19 protein-coding genes are annotated in these 19596 nt (G+C 44.5%); all 19 read left to right on the top strand.

The annotated features are described in order from the left end of the window. Positions 1-33: 33 nt before the first annotated feature. Entirely contained in the window at positions 34-1506 is a 1473-nt protein-coding gene (locus tag C4533_04635) for a potassium/proton antiporter (protein ID RJP29090.1), read from the top strand. 695 nt (positions 1507-2201) lie between these two features. Beyond that, positions 2202-2801 carry a hypothetical protein gene (locus C4533_04630; protein ID RJP29089.1) on the top strand — a complete coding sequence of 200 codons (600 nt, stop codon included), beginning with the start codon at positions 2202-2204 and terminating at the stop codon, positions 2799-2801. Positions 2802-2808: 7 nt separating this feature from the next. Next, positions 2809-3825 carry a nucleotidyl transferase AbiEii/AbiGii toxin family protein gene (locus C4533_04625; GenBank protein ID RJP29088.1) on the top strand — a complete coding sequence of 339 codons (1017 nt, stop codon included), beginning with the start codon at positions 2809-2811 and terminating at the stop codon, positions 3823-3825. Next, a complete protein-coding gene (locus C4533_04620) occupies positions 3822-4358 on the top strand; it encodes a hypothetical protein (GenBank protein ID RJP29087.1) in 537 nt (178 codons plus the stop codon). The genes C4533_04625 and C4533_04620 overlap by 4 nt, the downstream gene beginning before the upstream one ends. Position 4359: 1 nt before the next feature. After that, entirely contained in the window at positions 4360-4869 is a 510-nt protein-coding gene (locus C4533_04615; GenBank protein ID RJP29086.1) for a hypothetical protein, read from the top strand. A gap of 53 nt (positions 4870-4922) precedes the next feature. Next, positions 4923-5633 carry a JAB domain-containing protein gene (locus tag C4533_04610; protein RJP29085.1) on the top strand — a complete coding sequence of 237 codons (711 nt, stop codon included), beginning with the start codon at positions 4923-4925 and terminating at the stop codon, positions 5631-5633. 8 nt (positions 5634-5641) lie between these two features. Further along, positions 5642-8332, top strand: a complete 2691-nt coding sequence (locus C4533_04605; GenBank protein RJP29084.1) for a DEAD/DEAH box helicase — start codon at positions 5642-5644, stop codon at positions 8330-8332. Continuing rightward, entirely contained in the window at positions 8329-9735 is a 1407-nt protein-coding gene (locus C4533_04600) for an SAM-dependent DNA methyltransferase (GenBank protein ID RJP29083.1), read from the top strand. Before C4533_04605 ends, C4533_04600 begins: the two co-directional genes overlap by 4 nt. Continuing rightward, positions 9725-10924: a restriction endonuclease subunit S gene (locus C4533_04595; GenBank protein ID RJP29082.1), complete on the top strand. Its 1200-nt coding sequence runs from the start codon at positions 9725-9727 to the stop codon at positions 10922-10924. The genes C4533_04600 and C4533_04595 overlap by 11 nt, the downstream gene beginning before the upstream one ends. Before the next feature lie 14 nt (positions 10925-10938). Further along, positions 10939-13422 (top strand): hypothetical protein, encoded by a 2484-nt coding sequence (locus C4533_04590; GenBank protein RJP29081.1) that lies wholly within the window; start codon positions 10939-10941, stop codon positions 13420-13422. Positions 13423-13524: 102 nt separating this feature from the next. Further along, positions 13525-13833 carry a DUF134 domain-containing protein gene (locus C4533_04585; protein ID RJP29080.1) on the top strand — a complete coding sequence of 103 codons (309 nt, stop codon included), beginning with the start codon at positions 13525-13527 and terminating at the stop codon, positions 13831-13833. Next, a complete protein-coding gene (locus tag C4533_04580; GenBank protein RJP29079.1) occupies positions 13830-15002 on the top strand; it encodes a permease in 1173 nt (390 codons plus the stop codon). The genes C4533_04585 and C4533_04580 overlap by 4 nt, the downstream gene beginning before the upstream one ends. Positions 15003-15164: 162 nt before the next feature. Further along, a complete protein-coding gene (locus C4533_04575; protein RJP29078.1) occupies positions 15165-15947 on the top strand; it encodes a methyltransferase domain-containing protein in 783 nt (260 codons plus the stop codon). A gap of 13 nt (positions 15948-15960) precedes the next feature. Further along, the gene (locus tag C4533_04570) at positions 15961-16242 is read left to right on the top strand and encodes a thioredoxin family protein (protein ID RJP29077.1); all 282 of its coding nucleotides are present in this window, start codon (positions 15961-15963) and stop codon (positions 16240-16242) included. Continuing rightward, positions 16199-16618, top strand: coding sequence for a hypothetical protein (locus tag C4533_04565; protein ID RJP29076.1), 420 nt, complete (start codon positions 16199-16201; stop codon positions 16616-16618). Before C4533_04570 ends, C4533_04565 begins: the two co-directional genes overlap by 44 nt. Next, the gene (locus C4533_04560; protein ID RJP29075.1) at positions 16615-17304 is read left to right on the top strand and encodes a sulfite exporter TauE/SafE family protein; all 690 of its coding nucleotides are present in this window, start codon (positions 16615-16617) and stop codon (positions 17302-17304) included. The genes C4533_04565 and C4533_04560 overlap by 4 nt, the downstream gene beginning before the upstream one ends. A gap of 9 nt (positions 17305-17313) precedes the next feature. Further along, the gene (gene arsB / locus C4533_04555) at positions 17314-18414 is read left to right on the top strand and encodes an arsenical-resistance protein (GenBank protein RJP29074.1); all 1101 of its coding nucleotides are present in this window, start codon (positions 17314-17316) and stop codon (positions 18412-18414) included. After that, positions 18407-18832, top strand: a complete 426-nt coding sequence (locus tag C4533_04550; protein RJP29073.1) for an arsenate reductase ArsC — start codon at positions 18407-18409, stop codon at positions 18830-18832. Before arsB ends, C4533_04550 begins: the two co-directional genes overlap by 8 nt. A gap of 533 nt (positions 18833-19365) precedes the next feature. Next, positions 19366-19596, top strand: a complete 231-nt coding sequence (locus C4533_04545; GenBank protein RJP29072.1) for a hypothetical protein — start codon at positions 19366-19368, stop codon at positions 19594-19596.

The following is a 19596-nucleotide window of genomic DNA, read 5'->3' as shown; positions in this document are numbered from 1 at the left end:
AATAATGTGGCATAGAAACCGAGATAGGTCCTGATGACAGTCGAAACAATCATATTATGGGCAGCAGCTTTGACGCTTGTCAGCGTACTGGCAAGCAAGCTTTCAGACAGGTTTGCGTTACCCGCATTATTGCTTTTTTTGATAATCGGCATGCTGGCAGGCTCAGAAGGCATCGGCGGAATTTATTTTGATGATTACGTTGTTGCAAAATCTATCGGTATCATCGCGCTTATTTTCATTATTTTTTCTGGGGGTTTGGATACATCATGGAAATCGGTCAGGCCATTATTTGTTCCGGGGTTGGTTTTGTCAACCGCAGGAGTGCTCATTACTGCTGTTGTTGTCGGCGTATTGGCTATGGTAATTCTTAAATTTTCATTGCTTGAGGGATTATTGCTCGGTTCTATTGTGTCCTCAACCGATGCTGCCGCTGTCTTTAATGTCCTCAGATCAAGAAGGATATCCCTCAAAGGTAATTTAAGGCCTCTTTTGGAGCTTGAATCGGGAAGTAATGACCCAATGGCTGTTTTCCTTACAATCGGTTGTATCGGCCTCTTAACTACTGCTGACTCTTCCATTATCAGCCTAATCCCATCGTTTACCTTAAATATGGGTGTTGGATTGTTAATCGGGTATTTGATGTCTAAAGTAAGTGTCACGCTTATTAATAAGATTAAGCTTGAATATGAAGGGTTGTATTCGGTTTTGACTATTGCTTTGGTGCTCTTGACGTATGCAGGTACAACTTTAGTAAAAGGGAATGGTTTTCTGGCAGTTTATTCTTTGGGTTTAATGATGAGTAGAGGCGATTTCGCAAACAAGAGAACAATAGTCCGGTTTTATGAAGGAGTTGCCTGGCTCATGCAGATTGCAATGTTTTTGACTCTTGGCTTGCTTGTTTTCCCAAGCCGGATAATTCCCATTATGGGAGTTGGCCTGTTGATAGCAACCATTCTTATTTTCCTCGCTCGCCCCATAAGTGTATTTTTATGCCTAATGCCATTTAAATTCAATCTTGCCGAGAAAACGATGATATCATGGGTAGGATTAAGAGGTGCTGTGCCGATTATTTTGGCGACATTCCCGCTGCTTTCAGGAATAGTTCAAGCTCACGCAATATTTAATATCGTATTTTTTGTTGTATTGACTTCGGTATTGATTCAGGGGACATCTATTCCACTTATGTCAAAGATACTTGGAGTCAATGTACCGCTTGATGTAAGGAAAAAATATCCTATTGACTTTGAGTATGCAGAGGGCATAGATGCATCGCTTACCGATTTGATTGTGCCATATAATTCAGGCACGGTAGGTCAAACGATTGCCGCAATTAATATTCCTCCTAAAGCCCTTATTGTTCTTATTTCGCGCGAAGATAAGTTCATCGTGCCAAATGGTTCTACGGTAATTGAGGGAGGCGATGTTTTCTTAGTGCTCGCTAATGAGGAAGACCTAAGGATTTTACAGCGCACTTTGTCGGTGCTAAGAAATTCTGAGACTGAATAATAGGAGCGGTTATATTTTTTACTGAAGGTATAAGATGAAGAAAGGTTTTCTTTACACCAATGGTTTTTTCCTCGGGCTTTCTCGGTGTCGGCTTCGCTCGGGATCAACCAAAAGATTCGAAGAAAGGAATAAGCCTTGATGAAAAAAACTGTTTATCTTCGAACTTTTGGCTGGCCAGTGGCAGATTTATAGTAATGCGATGAAGAGCTTGGCGGAGGCGGTAGTCGGGGCGTTGTAAGGATCAACAGCGTTTGGCAACTCAAGTCCCTATGGTTATGCCAGTGAGGCGTGGTCATAGGGTTTTTTATGCTGGCAGGCGCTACGGGTCCTTGGAACAGGGTGTCGGGTGAGGGTCGGGCGAGGCGCGGGGAGTCAGTGATAGTGGTCAAAAAAATCGATGTCCATGTCCATCACTTTTGGGTTTGGGCATAAGTGGTCAACCCGGCTAAAATAAGCGCCCAGCGTCGGAAAACAGGCGATTTTAGGGGTGTCCTGCAGGCGTCCGGGAAGGTCAAAAAAGGGCGTTTTGATGGACATGGATGGACACGTAAGTGTCCACTAAATCGAAATGTCTGCTAAAAAGTGGACATTTCCGGATGGTAGACATTTAGGATAGCGGCTCGGGCGCATAAAAATAGATTGACTTTCTGTCAGAAAAAGTGTATATTTTTTCTGACAACAGAGAGGTGGTATAAATGGCACAAACCATTGATAATATGATAGTTAGCAGGATATACGGCAGGCATAGGGGTTGGGTGTTCACTCCAATGCACTTTCTTGACCTCGGGAGCCGTATGGCCGTAGACCAAACGTTGGGACGTTTAACCAAGGCAGGGATTATACGCCGCCTGACGAGGGGATTATATGATTATCCCGTAAAACATCCGGATTTCGGTGACCTTCCGCCTAATTATGATCGCGTTGCTCAAGCATTAGTGGGACGAGATAATTTGAAAATTCAGCCTTCCGGCGCATATGCCGCTAATCTGTTAGGTTTAACAGAGCAGGTTCCGGCCAAGATCGTTTTCTTTACAGATGGTCCTAATCGGAAAGTTCAGATCGGTAAGCAGACGATCGTTTTGAAACGAACAACGCCAAGAAACATGGCAACAGCCGGGCGAATAAGCGGATTAGTCATTCAGGCCTTGCGTTATTTAAAGCAGGGCAATATTGATTCGACTGTTGTGGCAAAACTTAAAAGACGACTGTCCGATGCTGACAAAAATATACTGATGAATGATATCCGTTATGCTCCGGCATGGATAGGGGATATTTTCAGGAAAATACAAGGGTGACAGATTTATGGACAATTTTTTATTGTTAAAAGATGCGGATAAAAAAGTCTATTTTGATGTTGTCGCCCACGATCTTGGCGTAACTCCGCAACTTATCGAAAAAGATTTCTGGGTGTGCTGGATTCTTAAGATCCTTTTTTCACTGCCCACAGCAGGCAGTCATTTGACGTTTAAAGGAGGCACCTCGCTCTCAAAGTGTTACAACGTTATCAAACGTTTTTCTGAGGATGTTGATATTTCAATCGAGAGGACATTTTTAACAAGCCAAGAATCTATCGAGCCTGATAAAAAGCAGGGCACTAAAGAAAATCAGAGACGACTGGATCGCTTAAAGCAGGCATGCCAAGAAAAGATTGCCGGTGTGATTATCCCTGAGCTGGACCAAAAGATCGGGTCTGCTTTATCTGGCATAGGAAATTGGGAGATAAGGCTGGACCCTGATGATCCTGATAATCAAACCGTTTTATTTGCGTATCCCAGCGCTATTGAGAATGGCAAGAGTGGTTATGTTCAACCGGTCGTAAAAATTGAACTTGGCGCACGATCAGATCATTGGCCTATTGAGGCTATGACTGTCAAACCGTATGTTTCTAACGCGGCCGGTAAGGTGACCATTGAAGGCGCGCAGGTGCGTGTTTTGGGCGCGGAAAGAACCTTTTGGGAAAAAGCGACAATATTACATGCAATAAGCCATGGCTCAAAATTGCGCGCAAGAATGTCACGTCACTACTACGATGTGGGTGAGATGATCGGGACTGCTATTTACACCAAAGCTATCCAGAATATCGATTTATTGATAAAGGTCGCTGAGCATAAAGCCCTATTTTTTAAAGACAGTAAGGCGCATTATGCTTTGGCAAAGCCGGGCAGTCTTCGATTAATGCCTCTAGATGAGCATCTTGCTTTGTTAAATGATGATTATCGGCAGATGCAAGAAATGTTTTTTGAGGACCCTCCGCCCTTTGAGAGCGTTTTGAAGAAATTAAAGACGGCGGAAGAAGAGATTAACAGGATCAAACAATGAACTACTGGTGGACATCGGATTATCATTTTTCGCACGCCAATATCATCCGGTATTGCAATCGGCCGTTTGATTCGGTCGAGGAGATGAATGAGACGATCATCCGCAAGCATAATGAGCGGGTGAAGCCAGAAGATACTGTCTTTTTTCTTGGCGACTTCATATTTAAAGGTGGCAAAGAAGGCGGTGAGGAGAAATACAGACATTTCGAAAAGAGGCTGAACGGCAAGCTCATTTTTATAAAAGGCAATCACGATCGGCAAAACAGCCTCAATACGATCATCTCGAAAGTCTATATTCATTATGGTTCAAAAGATATTTGCATGACGCACCGGGCTGAGGATGCGGACCCGAACGTGCCGTGGAATTTCTGCGGCCATGTTCACGAGAAATACAAGGTTAAACGTCTGAACGAGAATTCAATAATCGTGAACCTTTGCGTTGAGGTTTGGGATTATTATCCAGTCGCGTTTAAGCAGATCAGTTCCGTGATTGCGACATTCTTGAAGGAAGAAAAGAAGGGCGCAGTGAATTAAGATGAAGGCACTTGCTGAAACGGTTTTTATAGGCGAGATTGTAACGCAATCAAAGATTGCAGAATTGGCCGCTAAACGTTTATCGGCGATCAAGGACAATTTTGATCAGGTTGAAGTCTGGTGTTCTATTCAATCGATTCTTGTGGCCGCTGGAAATGTCTCGAAAATTCTCTGGCCATCTACGGAATATACAGAACGCGGCGAAAGATTACGGGAGTTACTTAAAGTCGACGATAACAATATACTTTCTGATCGTAGCTTACGTAATCATTTCGAACACTATGACGATCGAATAGAAAAATGGTTTAAGGGGAAATCTTCGGCGGTCTACAGCGACCTGGCAATAGATCCATTAAAAGCAATGAGAAGAAGTTTCCCTACAAATCATCACAGGGCATATGATCCCTTAACGCAGACTTTGACGTTTCGCGGCGAATCGTTTGACTTGGCGGCAGTGCTGAAGGAGCTTAAAGAGATTCGTATTAAGTGCCACGATTTTGTACTTCCGTAGGACAGTTTGATCGCGGTTTAATTCTAGAGAAGTGAAGAACAGAGAAGAGAAGAATGGTGAAGGAAAGAAAAATATCAGGCATAAGGACTTGGCCGGAGGATGACAGGCCGAGAGAGAAACTCCTCAAAAAGGGTGCGGGGGCTTTGAGTAATTCGGAGCTTCTGGCTATTCTTCTTCGTACCGGCACACAAGGCACCAGCGCCATTGACCTCGCCCGCAAGATACTCAAGAAATTCGGCACGTTCCGGAACATGGCCCACACAGACGCCCGGGACTGGAAAGAGTTCAAGGGTTTGGGTGGGGCCAAGATCGCCCATATTCAGGCCGCGCTTGAAATCGGGAGGCGCTATCGACAGGACGATGTGTCCACCGGGAAGCAGAAAATCGCCTCTGCCAAGGATGTTGTGGATATCGTCATGCCCCAGCTCCTCGACCTTAAAACAGAGGTCTTTAAGGTCGTCTGTCTCGATTCAAACAATCGGATTATAGACATCACAGATGTGGCTTCCGGAACAGTTAACCGTGCGATGCCGATAGTCAGAGAAATTATTCACTGCGCTTTGCAAAAGTTTGCGGTATCGATCATCTGTTTGCACAATCATCCATCAGGGGATCCGAAACCAAGCAAAGAGGACAGGGATTTCACAAGGGAGCTCTGTCAGGCAGGCAATGTGATGCAGGTCAAAGTGCTCGATCACTTAATTATAGGGGATAACCAGTATTACAGCTTCGCTGATAGCGGCGAGCTGGTCGCTTACAAATAAGGAAAAGTATGCCTGAACAAAATTGGAACGAACATAGGACAAGAAAGCAATATATCGACAAACTCCTGCTTAATTCAAAGTGGGGGCCGATCGTTCCTTTTGAAGAAGGCAAGACTTATGGGCATGGTTCCGTTGAAGAATATCCTACGCAAACAGGTCCTTGTGACTATGCTCTTTTTCATGACAAGCGTTCTTTAGCGGCGGTCGAAGGGAAAAAGATTTCAGTCGGGCCTCAAAACGTGCTTCAACAGGCACAGCGATATGCCCGAGGATTCCAGAATAGCCCGTTTACATTTGGCGAGTATCATCTCCCGTTTATCTATTCCACGAATGGCAAGATCATCTGGTTTCAGGATCTGCGCCATCCGTTGAACCGTTCTCGCGAGATTACTGCGATTCACACGCCTAATGCTTTAGAAGAATTACTTTCAAGAGATGAAGATGCCGCAAAAGCGTGGCTTAAGAGCAACTCAATAGACAACCGATTTTTGCGGCCATATCAAATCGAAGCAATTTCAGCGATCGAACAGGCTATCGCTGACAGAAAGCGCAACATGCTTGTTGCCATGGCCACCGGCACAGGCAAGACATTCACAATTATTAATCTGATATACCGGCTGATGAAGTCAAAACTGGCCAAGCGCATATTGTTTCTTGTGGATAGACGCGCTCTGGCGGCACAGGCAGTTACTGCGCTCGCGAGTTTTGAGGCAGAGCCGGGACTTAAGTTTGACAAGTGTTACGAGGTTTACAGCCAACGTTTCAGACGCGAGGATTTGGATGAGGATATCAAATACGATCCAAAAGTTTTGCCTACCGAGTATCTGACCGATCCAAAAAGCCGCGATAGTTTTGTTTATGTCTGCACCATTCAGAGAATGGGCATCAATCTTTTCGGCAAAGACGGTATGTTTGGGCAATCAACCGGCGATCTGGATGACGAATCTGACGCGGATGAAAAGTTGGACATCCCGATTCATGCCTTTGATGTGGTTATAGCTGATGAATGCCATCGTGGTTATACCGCTCAGGAGGAGAGCAAGTGGCGCGAAGCTTTAAAGCATTTTGATGGTATCAGGATTGGGTTAACTGCCACGCCAGCGGCGCATACGACCGCTTTCTTCAAAGAAGTTGTGTTTCGCTACGAATACGAACGTGCTGTAAAGGAAGGCTTCTTGGTTGATTATGATGCGGTTGCGATCAAATCCGATATTACATTCAACGGGGCCTTCTTAAAGGAAGGCGAAGAGGTCGGGTTAAAAGACACTAAAACCGGCCAGATGGTTTTTGATGTGCTTGAGGATGAACGTGTCCTTGCGCCTGAAAGTAATGAGGCAGAGTGGACGGCACCCGACAGAAATAAAAAAATCGTACAGGAGCTCAAGAAATACCTGCTGGCTCAAGAAGCATCTATCGGGCATTTTCCCAAAACATTAATTTTTGCGGATAACGATTTACCGCACACGTCACATTGCGATCAATTGATTGAGATTTTGCGGGATGAATTTAACCGCGGAGATTCATTTGTCCAGAAGATAACCGGCAGTCCAACAGTTGACAGGCCGCTTCAGCGCATCAGAGAGTTTAGAAATAGGCAGAATCCCGGCATTGTTGTGACCGTTGATATGCTTTCGACCGGTGTTGATGTGCCGAAGATAGAGAATATCGTTTTTCTGCGTCCGGTGAAATCAAGAATCCTCTTTGAGCAAATGATGGGGCGCGGCACAAGGCTTTGTCCGGAGATCAATAAAACTCATTTTACTGTTTTTGATTGTTTCGGCGGTACGTTACTTGAGTATTTTAAGAAAACGACCAGCATCACTGCTGAAGCTCCGGTTAAGCCCTCAAAAACCATCCGAGAAATTGTGCAAGCGATTGCTGACAATCAAAGCCGGGCATATAACATCAAAGTTTTATCCAAGCGGCTCCAGCGTATTTCAAAGAATATTACACAAGAGAGCAGGAACGAATTCAACTATATCCTCGGTGAAGACATCGCTGATTTTGCCATGACACTTGAGGATAAACTCTCCAAGAATTGGGCAGGGACGATCAAGATTCTTCAGGGCGAAGCGTTTCTTCATATCTGCGAAAATTATCAGAGGCCCAAGCGAGAATTTGTCATCGCGGAAACCGCGGAGGATCTTGTTACTTCAGAGGTCATATTCAGGGCGGCTGACGGTAAAGAACTTAAGCCCGCCGATTATCTGGCGATGTTTGAGGAGTTTGTCCGGAAGAATCCCGAACACATCGACGCCATAGATATTCTGCTCAATAAGCCAAAAGAATTTGATACAGATGAGCTTAAAGCGTTACGCGAGAAGCTGGCTACCAGACCGGATAATCTGGTTGATAAGTTTAACGAGCGCAATCTTCGCCGGGCATATAACAAGGAGCTCGCCGATATCGTTTCCATAATCAGGCACGCGGCTAAAAATGACGAGCTTCTGACTGTTGAGAGCCGCGTTGATCGGGCCTTGACGAAGGTGAAGGCCAAGCATCAATTTTCAGAAGCGCAAAGCGCATGGCTTGAGCATATTCGCTATCACTTAGTGACTAACTTACTCATCGAGAAGGATGATATCGATACTTTGCCTATTTTTACAAGGCAAGGGATGAGCTATTCAAAACTCAACCGTCTTTTTGACGGCAAATTGGATGAACTCTTAAAAGAAATAAATGAGGCGGTGCTTACATGAGCGATGTAGTCGGAAAATTATGGGGATTTTGTCACACGCTACGCCATGACGGCGTGGATTACGGTGATTATATTGAACAGTTGACGTATTTGCTGTTCTTGAAAATGGCAGAGGAGAAGGGTGCGGATATTCCCAAGGAATATTCATGGCCAGTCCTGCGTGAGAAGTCAGGAACAGATTTAACTGATTTTTATGTGGATGCTTTACGCGGCCTTGGCAAACAAAAAGGAACGCTTGGGGATATCTATGCTGGAGCGATCTCAAAATTTGCCAATCCGGTCAATCTTAAGAAGCTTATTAACCTGATTGATGAAACCGAATGGACAAGTCTTAATGTAGATGTTAAAGCGGCCGCTTATGAAGGGTTGCTTGAGAAATCTGCTTCGGAAGGCAAGAAGGGAGCCGGACAATATTTCACCCCGCGTGTTCTTATTCAGTCAATCGTCAAATGCATGAAGCCTGATCCGCGAAAGTCAAAGGACTTCATTATCCATGATCCTGCGGCTGGGACTGGGGGCTTTTTGGTCTGTGCTTATGAGTGGCTAATGGAGCAAACCAAGGGCAGTCTTGAGCGTGATGATGCTAAACGGATAGCAAATAAGGTTTACACCGGCACCGAGCTTGTTGCCCGGCCGCGCCGACTTGCTTTGATGAATCTATACCTACACGGAATCCATGCGGACATTTATCTTGGTGATTCTATTTATGAGCCAATGAAAGGTACGCGATACGATTGTATTCTTACGAATCCGCCGTTCGGTACTAAGGGAGCGAATCAGGCTCCGGAGAGGGATGATTTTACGATTTCAACGAGCAATAAACAGCTCAACTTTATTCAGCACGTCGTGAATGTGCTACGCCCCGGAGGCCGCGCGGCTATGGTTTTACCGGATAACTGCCTTTTTGAAGACAAGGCCGGAGAGGTGATTGAGATTCTGACACAGGATTGCAACCTGCACACGATCTTACGCCTGCCCAGAGGGACATTTACGCCCTATAGCCAAGGAGTGAAGGCGAACGTGATTTTCTTCCAGAAGGGATTGCCTACGGAGAATGTCTGGATATTCGACGGTCGCTCCAACGTGCCCGGAATAACTAAAAAGGATCGGCCGCTTTCAGGGGAGCACTTTAAAGAATTTGAGAAGTGTTACGGCTCCGATCCTAATGGGCAGAGCAAGAGGACAGACCTTGGCGTCGATGGACGTTTTCGTCGGTTCAACATTAAGGAGATCAAGGATCGCGGCTATAAGCTCGATGTAACATGGCTTAAGGATGAGTCATTGGATAATCCGGAGGACTTGCCGGAGCCGCAGGTTTTGGCATCCGAAGCTATTACAGAGCTGGAAACGGTTGTTGACAGCCTTAAAGAAATCGTAGCGGAGCTGGAGAGTAATGGAGAATAATTTACCAGACGGATGGGACGAATTACCATTAAGTGAAGTTGCTGACGCTCGAATGGGAGAAACTATTTTAGCAAAAGACCTCACCGGGAGCGGGATTCCCGTATATTCTGCAGGCATGGATAACACTCCCTGGGGATTTTTGGAAAAACCAAAGAAAATTCATGCTAAAGGGACTATTGTTGTTTCGGCTCGAGGATCTATTGGTTTTCCAAAAATTCCAAAGAACGATCGTTTTGCATCTACACAAACAACTATCGCTTTAAAGCTACGTGATGAAGCACTCACAGATTATTGTTGCCTGTGGCTCAAAACAATTAATTGGAGAGAGCTTACGAAGGGTGGAGCTATACCGATGCTAACTGTAGGTGATATCAATAAGCTAGTTATGCCATTACCTACTCCGATAGAACGAGAGAAAATTTTGTCTAAGTTAAAGGCACTGTTGCCTAAAGTCAAAGACGCCCAATCCCGCCTCGACACAATTCCTGTCATCTTGAATCGTTTCCGTCAATCTGTCCTTGCCGCGGCCTTCTCCGGCGAGCTGACCAAGACGTGGAAGAAAAAGGAGGATGAAGAAGAATGGCGGGAAGTTAGACTTGGAGAAGTGCTCAATGATCTGAAATATGGGACAGCAAAAAAATGCTTCAAAGAGAAAAAGAAGCATCCGGTCTTGAGAATTCCGAACGTTGTGCAAGGGTATATCGACCTGGATGATTTGAAATACGCCGATCTGGATAAGAAAGAGTATGAAAGCCTAAAACTTGAACCTGGTGATATCTTGTTAATCCGCTCAAACGGAAGCGTTTCGCTTGTTGGCCGAACGGCACTGGTTACCGATAAAGAAGAAAGCATGGCGTATGCTGGTTATTTGATCCGGCTTAGGGTAAATAAAGAGCTGATTTTACCGGAATTTTTACAATATCAATTTCAGTCGTATGCGATGAGATTGCAGATTGAATTACCGGCGCGTTCAACAAGTGGCGTAAACAACATTAACAGTGAAGAAGTTAAAAACTTACAGATATCTTTGCCGCCTATCGATGAACAAGAAGAAATTGTAAAGAGGCTCAAATCATCCTTTGCTTTTATTGAAAAGAATGAGAATGAGTTTAATAAGGCAAAGGGTTATACCGACAAGCTGGAGCAGTCCATTTTAGCTAAAGCCTTTCGCGGGGAGTTGGTAAGGTAGGATTTTTAAAGAATATGGCGATAAAAGATAAGAAAATCACGATTGATAAAAAACTGCGTCCGATCAGGCTTGCATTTTTGGTTAAGAAGGACGATAACCGAACCCTACGAGAAGTGTTCAAGATTAATACTTGTCTGTGGGGAGGGGTTTATAATCCTATAATTCCTTACTTCAAGAAAACGCCACCTAATTGGGAAGATCGTCGATTCCGCCATCCTCCAGCCTCATCTATCACTAAGGGGTATTTGGATTCATTCGATCCGGATTATCTTGTTGTAAAAGATAAGCAGAAAATAGCCGGATCACTTTTCGATAAAGAGCGACTCCTGTCCTTTGATGACGTTATGAATAGTAAAGATGAAGAGCCAATATCGTATGGTGTAGATGTGACCGACTTATATTGGCACTTGTATGATAAGGATTTTAAGTTTGAGCGGCGGCATCGTATCAAAGTATTTTGTCCAAAGCCGTCAAGGGAAATATCCTTGCTGTCAGCCTGTAGTTTTGGCGATTTTCCTGATAAGAAAGAAATGGCATATGTTAAGAAAAATTATTGTCATTGCTTTAACGCCAAGGATTTGCTCATTAAGCCGAATAATTTTCTCGAATGCTTCTTAAATGAAGGCGTTTCTCCAATGAGGATAACACGTGCCGAGCTTAAAGCGTCTCCGCGTGGCTGGAGGGCGGATGCGTCGATATTCTTTATGGACGCGACCTCATGGCTTGATATCGTTGACTATTGGAATTTAAGAGCAGTGGGCAGGGATGTGTTGCCGCTTCCAAAACAATATGCGGATCATTATATTGATTTGGTCAATGGAATCATCAAGCATAATTATGTGCCTTACCGACATAATAAGGACATGATGCACCATACGACTTTTATTTGCTCACGATCATCCTCTATGGATGAGATGCAGGCTTTTTCCAAGAAATTAACTTCCCCGGGAGATCACGCTTATTCATTACAGCACTGGTATCCGCGCATGTGGGATGAATGGGCGAAAGACAAAGACCATGTTGAGCTTTGCTCAATTGTAGCGAAAGAAGAGTCGGAAGAGATATCTTTGGACGATGATTATGCGCGATTTAAAGATATTTCTCCAAGTTTTGTAGACCGCTACGGTGGGGGTGGAAAACCTCGCTGGATGAACACTCTCAAGCTTAAAGATTTTTATAAAAGATATGATTGCCCGACCGTGCTCCCTAGGAATTTAAAAGACGCATACCATCTGTTTGGAGCTCATAGCTTTCATAAGGCTTGGGTATCTAATGAAGGCATTAATATTCCTTGTGAACATTATGAATGGAGCCATTTTTTTGAGATTCCCAGCAGTCTGAAAGTGTTTGAGGCATGGTTCAAGGAGCAAGGCTATGATATCGAGCTCTCTGGTTCGGGGCGAATTTCGCTAAAGATCATTGACTCTGTTGGTGGCATACATGGGGCAAGGGCATTTCAGGATGAAGAAATAGTTAAGCTTCTAAACGATATGTCTCATGCCGCAGTGGAAACTGAAGTTGAAGGTTCTGCCGAGGGAGAGATTAAATCGAAGGTGCGCGCAAAGACGGTACCAGTGAAAAAATGGCAGGATTTATTGCAAAGAATCAGCCTAGCTAATTCACCCGAGATTGCTGAAAGACGACTTCAGAATTTGCTTGGCTACAAAATTCTTAAAGGGGGAGTAACGTTACAGTGTCCTGAATGTGCTCAGAGAACATGGTACTCCTTGGATGATTTATCTGACATGGTAGTCTGCGAAAGATGCCTTGAGAAGTTTGATTTTCCTATTGTTAGACCAATATCCGAGAACAATTGGCATTTGAGGACAATCGGGCCTTTCTCAGTCGAAAATTATGCACAAGGCGGATATTGTGTCGCTCTTAGCTTAGAGTTCTTTGGCGGCCATGGATTATCAAACGAAATGACTTGGATCCCGTCATTTATTCTTAAAGCCAAAGAAGAGAAACCGCTTGAAGCTGATTTTGGAATGTTTTTATCGGAAGGCCGCATGGATGAAATCAAGACTCCGTTAATTATTTTCGGAGAATGTAAATCTTTCAATGAGTTTACTCAAGCAGATGTGGGCCGCATGAGGGTGATAGCGGATAAATTCCCGGGTGCTATTATTGCGTTCTGTACTTTACGTAAGACTTTAAAAGATCGTGAAAAGAAGTTGATTGCAAGTTTGGCAAGGCGAGGCAGAAAACATCTAAAAGCCGAGCAGTGGGTAAATCCCGTTTTAATTCTAACCGGCATTGAGCTATTTGATGACTTTGAGCCACCTTCTTGCTGGAAAGATAAGGGGACGCCATACGAAGCATTTGCCAATAATTGGCATATTCGTGATGGAATTCAGAATTTGTGTGATGCGACGCAACAGATGCATCTGGGTATTGAATCATATTGGACATGGTATGAACAGACAAGACAGAAGCGATTGTCAAGAAGACAAAAATCCAATACCAATAATTCCTCAGCTTCAAAACCCTCCAAATAATTATTACCAATTTTGTAGCCGCATGAATGTTTTGTCATTGACATTGATCCGCTTTGTGTTAAAATTGTTATGAACCAATGTTCATAACCGAAAGGTCTATTTATGCGTCCAAAGAAAACAAGATGGGTTAAATGTTTGCCGGGGGAGAGATGTTTCCGGCCAAAATGCAAGCCTTTGAATAAACTCGAAGGTGTTGTTTTAAGCATCGATGAATTTGAGGCGATGCGGCTGGCCTGCTTGGAAGCGATGAAGCAGAGGGATGCGGCAAAACTTATGAAGATATCCCGGCCGACATTTTCGCGGATTGTTGCATCAGCCTGCAAAAAAGTCACAGACGCGCTGGTGAATGTTAAGGCGATCCGTATTGAAGGCGGTTGCTGTACTATTGGAGGGAGGACGGTCAAGAAATGAAAGAGTGGAAGAAGTTTCTTTATATTGCCGCCATATTCTTAGGCTGTTTTTACCTGCCGGTAGAAAATCTTCGTTTTACCAATGCTGTCTTTGAGGCTCTGGCTCTTGTTAAATGGTACGCCCGGGAGCACGTGCTTTTGTGTCTTGTTCCGGCGTTCTTTATAGCCGGAGCGATATCTGTTTTTGTCAGCCAAGCGTCCGTGATGAAGTATTTCGGGGCTAAGGCGAATAAATTCCTTTCTTATAGTGTCGCTTCTGTGTCGGGAACAATTCTCGCTGTTTGTTCTTGTACGGTTTTACCGCTATTTTCAGGCATATACAAAAGAGGGGCAGGGCTTGGACCCGCGATCGCTTTTCTATATTCCGGGCCTGCCATAAATGTTTTAGCAATCATTCTAACCGCACGTATCCTTGGGTGGGAGCTAGGGTTGGCACGAGCTATTGGAGCGGTGGTATTTAGTGTTGTCATCGGACTATTAATGCATCTCATCTTTTTAAAAGAAGAAAGGGCTCGTCACGCCAATGGGGACTTCAATGTTGGAGAGTTAAAAGAAACCCGCTCCTTAGGTAAAACCGTTTTATATTTCGCCTCAATGGTAGCTTTTTTGGTGTTTGCTAACTGGGGGAAGCCGCTTGAGGGTGATCATGGTATTTGGTCAATAATTTATCAGTATAAATGGTGGATCGCTGGATTATCTTTTATGAGCTTAGCGATTATGCTCTTCAAGTGGTTCAAAAGGGATGAGTTAAGAGAATGGACTGGAGCGACATGGGGTTTTGCGCTTCAGATATTGCCGCTTCTTTTAGGAGGAGTTTTAGTTTCAGGTTTTCTGCTTGGTAGGGTAGGACATGAGGGAGTTATCCCTTCACGATATGTGACCATGCTTGTTGGCGGCAATTCGTTATGGGCGAATTTCTTCTCATCAATTGTGGCGGCATTTATGTATTTCGCCACGCTTACAGAAGTGCCTATATTACAGGGATTGATGAACTCAGGAATGGGTAAAGGGCCTGCTTTGGCGCTTCTCTTGGCCGGGCCTGCTTTGAGCTTGCCGAGCATGCTTGTGCTTCGGAGCATCATGGGAACCAAAAAAACAGCAGTGTATGTGGCTTTAGTTGTGGTCATGGCAACTATCAGTGGTATGATTTTTGGAGCGGTGGTTAAATGATAATTAAAAAGACCATCAATCTTACTGAGGATGATTTGCTTAGAGTTGAGCGAATCGTAATCGACAGGGATAAAGATGGCGCCTTGGATTTTGTCAAAGAAGTGATCAAGAAGCAAGTTGATAAAGAGAACGCCTCGAAAATGAGGAGGGAAGGGATATAAAATGAGAAACGAAGCGGATAAAATTAAAAAGATTGTCAGAGAAGGCTATACAAAAGCGTTGTCGCAGAAAAAATCATGCTGTTCATCAAGTTCATGCTGTGGCGGCGTAACACAGGCGGAAGACATCAGCAAAAAGGTAGGCTATAGCGAATCTGAAATGAACGCTGTACCCGAAGGGGCGAATTTAGGCTTTGGGTGTGGGAATCCAGTTGCTCTGGCCTCGTTAAAAGAAGGGGATGTGGTGCTTGATCTGGGGAGCGGTGCGGGATTCGACGCTTTCTTATCAGCACAACGAGTTGGCAAGACCGGCAGGGTTATTGGCGTTGATATGACACCCGAGATGGTCTCTAAAGCGAATGAGAATGCTAAGAAGGGTAAGTATTCCAATATTGAATTTCGTTTAGGTGAGATTGAGAAATTACCCGTTGAGGACAATTCCATTGACGTTATTATTTCAAACTGTGTCATTAACCTTTCGCCTGATAAAGAAGCGGTTTTCAAGGAGGCTTATAGGGTTTTAAGAACAGGCGGTAGGCTGATGGTTTCGGACTTGGTATTGGCGAAAGATCTGCCGAAAAAAATCAAAGATTCTGTTGAGGCGTATGTGGGATGCCTTGCCGGAGCCATTAAAAAAGAGGAATATCTGGGTTTTATTAAACAAGCGGGATTTAAGGACGTCAAGGTTATAAGCGAGTCAAGTTATCCAGTAGACGCTATGTTTGATAATCTTGATGCCGCCCAAGATGCAATAGCTAGCGTAAAGGTTGCGGCAGTTAAAAAATAATTGGAGGCTTAAAATGAAAATTGAGATATTAGGTGTCGGTTGTCCTAAATGCAAACAGCTTACGGCGAATGCTGAGGCGGCTGTGAAAGAATTAAATATTCAAGCTGAGATCGGTAAGGTGACGGATATCGACAAGATCACCGAATACGGTGTCATGATGACGCCCGGGCTGGCCATTGACGGCAAGGTGGTTTCATCCGGGAAAGTCTTAAGTAAGAATGAGATCAAAACAATCCTTTCAGGAGGCGGATGTGAAAAGAATAATTCAGGTTCTTGCGGTTGTTGCGGCACTTAGTGCCGGGTCTTTCGCTTTAGCGCAATCAAGCCCGCAGGCGAAAGTCATAGCGTATTATTTTCATGGATCGTTTCGGTGTCCTACATGCACCGCAATGGAGAAATACTCAAGAGAAGCGATTGATGCAAACTTTAAGGATGCCCTTGCTTCCGGCGGGCTTGAGTTTAAGGCGGTTAATGTCGAGGAGAAGGGCAACGAACATTTCGTAAATGACTATAAGCTGTATACGAAAACGCTCATTCTTTCTCTGGTCAAGGACGGCAAGGAAGTAAAGTCAAAAAATCTCGACAAGATTTGGGAGCTTGCCCGCAATAAGCAAAAGTTTATGGATTACGTGACTGGTGAGGTAAACGCATTTATGAAGGACGCGCAATAATGGAGCTATTGATCGCTTTGGGGTCTGCGCTGTGGCTGGGGATATTAACGTCAATCAGTCCTTGTCCCTTGGCGACAAACATCGCGGCGGTGTCTTTTCTCTCGAAGAAAATTGCGCATCCGGTTATGGTATTCATTTCAGGACTGGCTTATACGCTCGGCAGGATGGCGGCGTATGCAGTGCTTGGCTGGATCATTATCAGTTCGCTTTTAAGTGTTCCGCAGGTGGCGCAGTTTTTGCAGAAATACATGGTCAAGGCCTTAGGGCCTCTCTTGATAATCACCGGATTATTTTTACTTGAAGTGATCACGATAAAATTGCCCGGTGTGGCATTGTCTCAAAAACATCACAATAAACTTGTTGAGTCCGGAGCTCCCGGCGCTTTTCTTTTGGGATTGATATTCGCTTTAGCGTTTTGTCCGGTTTCAGCGGCGTTATTCTTCGGCAGTTTGATACCATTAGCGCTTAATAGCAAAGCAGGGACGCTATTGCCGTTTATTTATGGGATAGGGACAGGACTTCCGGTGCTGGTGTTCGCTGTCGCTATCGCATTGGGCGTGACTTCAATGAGCCATTGGTTTAATAAGATCACGAAGCTGGAATTTTTTACCCGTAGAATTACCGGGGTGATTTTTATTCTTGTCGGTCTTTATTACACAGGAATTTATATCCTGCGGTTATTTTAAGGAGGGCGGATGGAACACGTTATTCATGAGGAACGAAAATTAAGCTTTTTCGAGAAGTATCTCACTGGATGGGTAGTGCTTTGTATCGGAATTGGGATCGCTTTGGGCAAGTTGTTTCCGCAGGTGGCGGTGGCGTTGGATCAGATCTCGATTTATCAAGTGTCTATTCCTATCGCAATCTGCCTATTCTTCATGATGTACCCGATCATGGTCAAGATTGATTTTGCGGAGGTCATTAAAGCAGGAAAGGCGCCTAAGCCGGTTATTCTGACTTTAGTTGTGAACTGGTGCATAAAACCGTTTACGATGCTTGCGATCGCATGGCTTTTCCTTGGGGTATTGTTTAAAGGGTGGCTTCCGGGGATGGAGATTGTTAAAGGCGGGGCGCAGGTCGAATTGTTTCGGTCGTATATCGCAGGATGCATTTTGTTAGGCATAGCGCCATGCACGGCCATGGTTCTGATCTGGGGGCATTTGGCTAGAGGAAACGACGGCCACACGCTTGTTATGGTAGCTATCAATTCCCTCACAATGCTGTTTCTGTATGCGCCGCTTGGTGGATGGCTCTTGGGTGTGAATAAAATGCCTATTCCGTGGCAGACAATCGTATTGTCAGTGGTGATCTATGTCGGGTTACCGCTACTCCTGGGCTATTACTCAAGAAAATTGCTGATCGCCAAGAAAGGATTCAAGTGGTTTGAGGAGAAATTCCTGCATTATCTGACGCCGGTTTCGATATGCGCATTGCTATTGACGCTGGTTTTGTTGTTTTCTTTTAAGGGGGAGTTGATCATTAACCAGCCGCAAATAATTTTTCTTATAGCGATACCGCTTTTCATTCAAACCTGCCTTATTTTCGCCATAACATATGCTTTGGCAAAATGGTTGAAGCTGTCGTATCGGGATGCGGCACCGTCGGCGTTGGTAGGGGCGAGCAATCACTTTGAGGTGGCTATCGCCACTTCGACAATTCTTTTCGGACTTTCATCCGGAGCGTCACTGGCAACGGTTGTAGGAGTCCTTATCGAAGTGCCGGTGATGCTGATGCTGGTTAAGGTTTGTTTGAGAACCCAAAATTGGTTTAAATTATCGGGCGGTAGCCATGGATAAGAAAAAGGTTTTGTTTGTATGTATTCACAACTCTGCGCGCTCGCAGATGGCAGAGGCATTCTTGAAGAAATATGCAGGCGATCGTTTTGAGGTGGAGAGCGCAGGCCTTGAGCCGGGCAAGCTCAATCCCGTTGTAGTCGAGGCGATGAAAGACGCCGGGATCGATATTTCGCAGAATAAAACCAAGAGTGTGTTTGATTTTTATAAGCAAGGCAAACTCTACAATTATGTGGTTACCGTCTGCGATGAATCGCAATCGGAGAGGTGCCCGATATTCCCGGGCATTGCGCAAAAACTTCACTGGGGATTCCCGGACCCATCCGCTTTTACTGGATCGCCGGAAGAGAAGCTGAAGAAAACAAAAGAGGTCAGAGATCAGATAGAAGTAAAAATCAAAGAGTGGATTAAGTCAATATAAAGAATTACTCCTTCCAAAAGCCTTTTTTAGCAAAAAGGCCCTCTTCTAATTATTGCTATTTTGTAGTAACGACCCCCTTGAGAAAGATTCGCGCTGTTATAAAATTAAAATAGACTTACGGGACAGCTGATCACTGTTTCGCCTGTGCGGGAAAAGCCATTTCCAGTCAATTGGCCGGAGATGGCTTTTTCTTGTTAGGCGTAAATAGTTACGCCAGTTTCGGGAAAGTTCCTGTATGGGTTAGTAGAAGGGCAGTTCGACACTTTGAAAAATATTGCGTGTACATAGGTGAGAGCCCCGACACTTTTGGAAATTTTGCGTAATCACCTATGAGGGGGCAGAAAGTTCCGACACTTTTCGGGAAAAAGGGGAATATACGCTTAGGGGAGTGAAAGTGGTGAAGAAAGTGAAAATATTTCCGTCAGTTTTACAAAAAACGTCGTATGTAGCTAGTAGAGGGTCGAAAAAAATGAAAATATTTCCGTCAGTTTTCCAAATCCTTGCGTATGTAGCTAGTAGGAGGCATTGAAACTATGAAAAACAAGCATTTTGAGGCAGGGAATCTCTATTTGGCTACGTATTTACTTTATTGCGGGTTTGCCATGCGGGGTATTGAAGGTTCGGGGAGGCTTAAGCGGGTCTTGTTTGACGACATCCCGGCTGTTCATAAGGCCTGCGAGGACTTTTATGCCGATTCAGAGGCGCGCAAGCTGTTTGATTGTTACCGAAGGGTTAAAGATTATCTATTTCAAAACGGAGTGTAA

The sequence above is a fragment of the Candidatus Omnitrophota bacterium genome, from assembly GCA_003598025.1.
Classification (GTDB): domain Bacteria; phylum Omnitrophota; class Gorgyraeia; order Gygaellales; family Profunditerraquicolaceae; genus Profunditerraquicola.
Note: the sequence above shows the minus strand (reverse complement) of the source record. Positions and strands in the feature narration are given on the sequence as shown.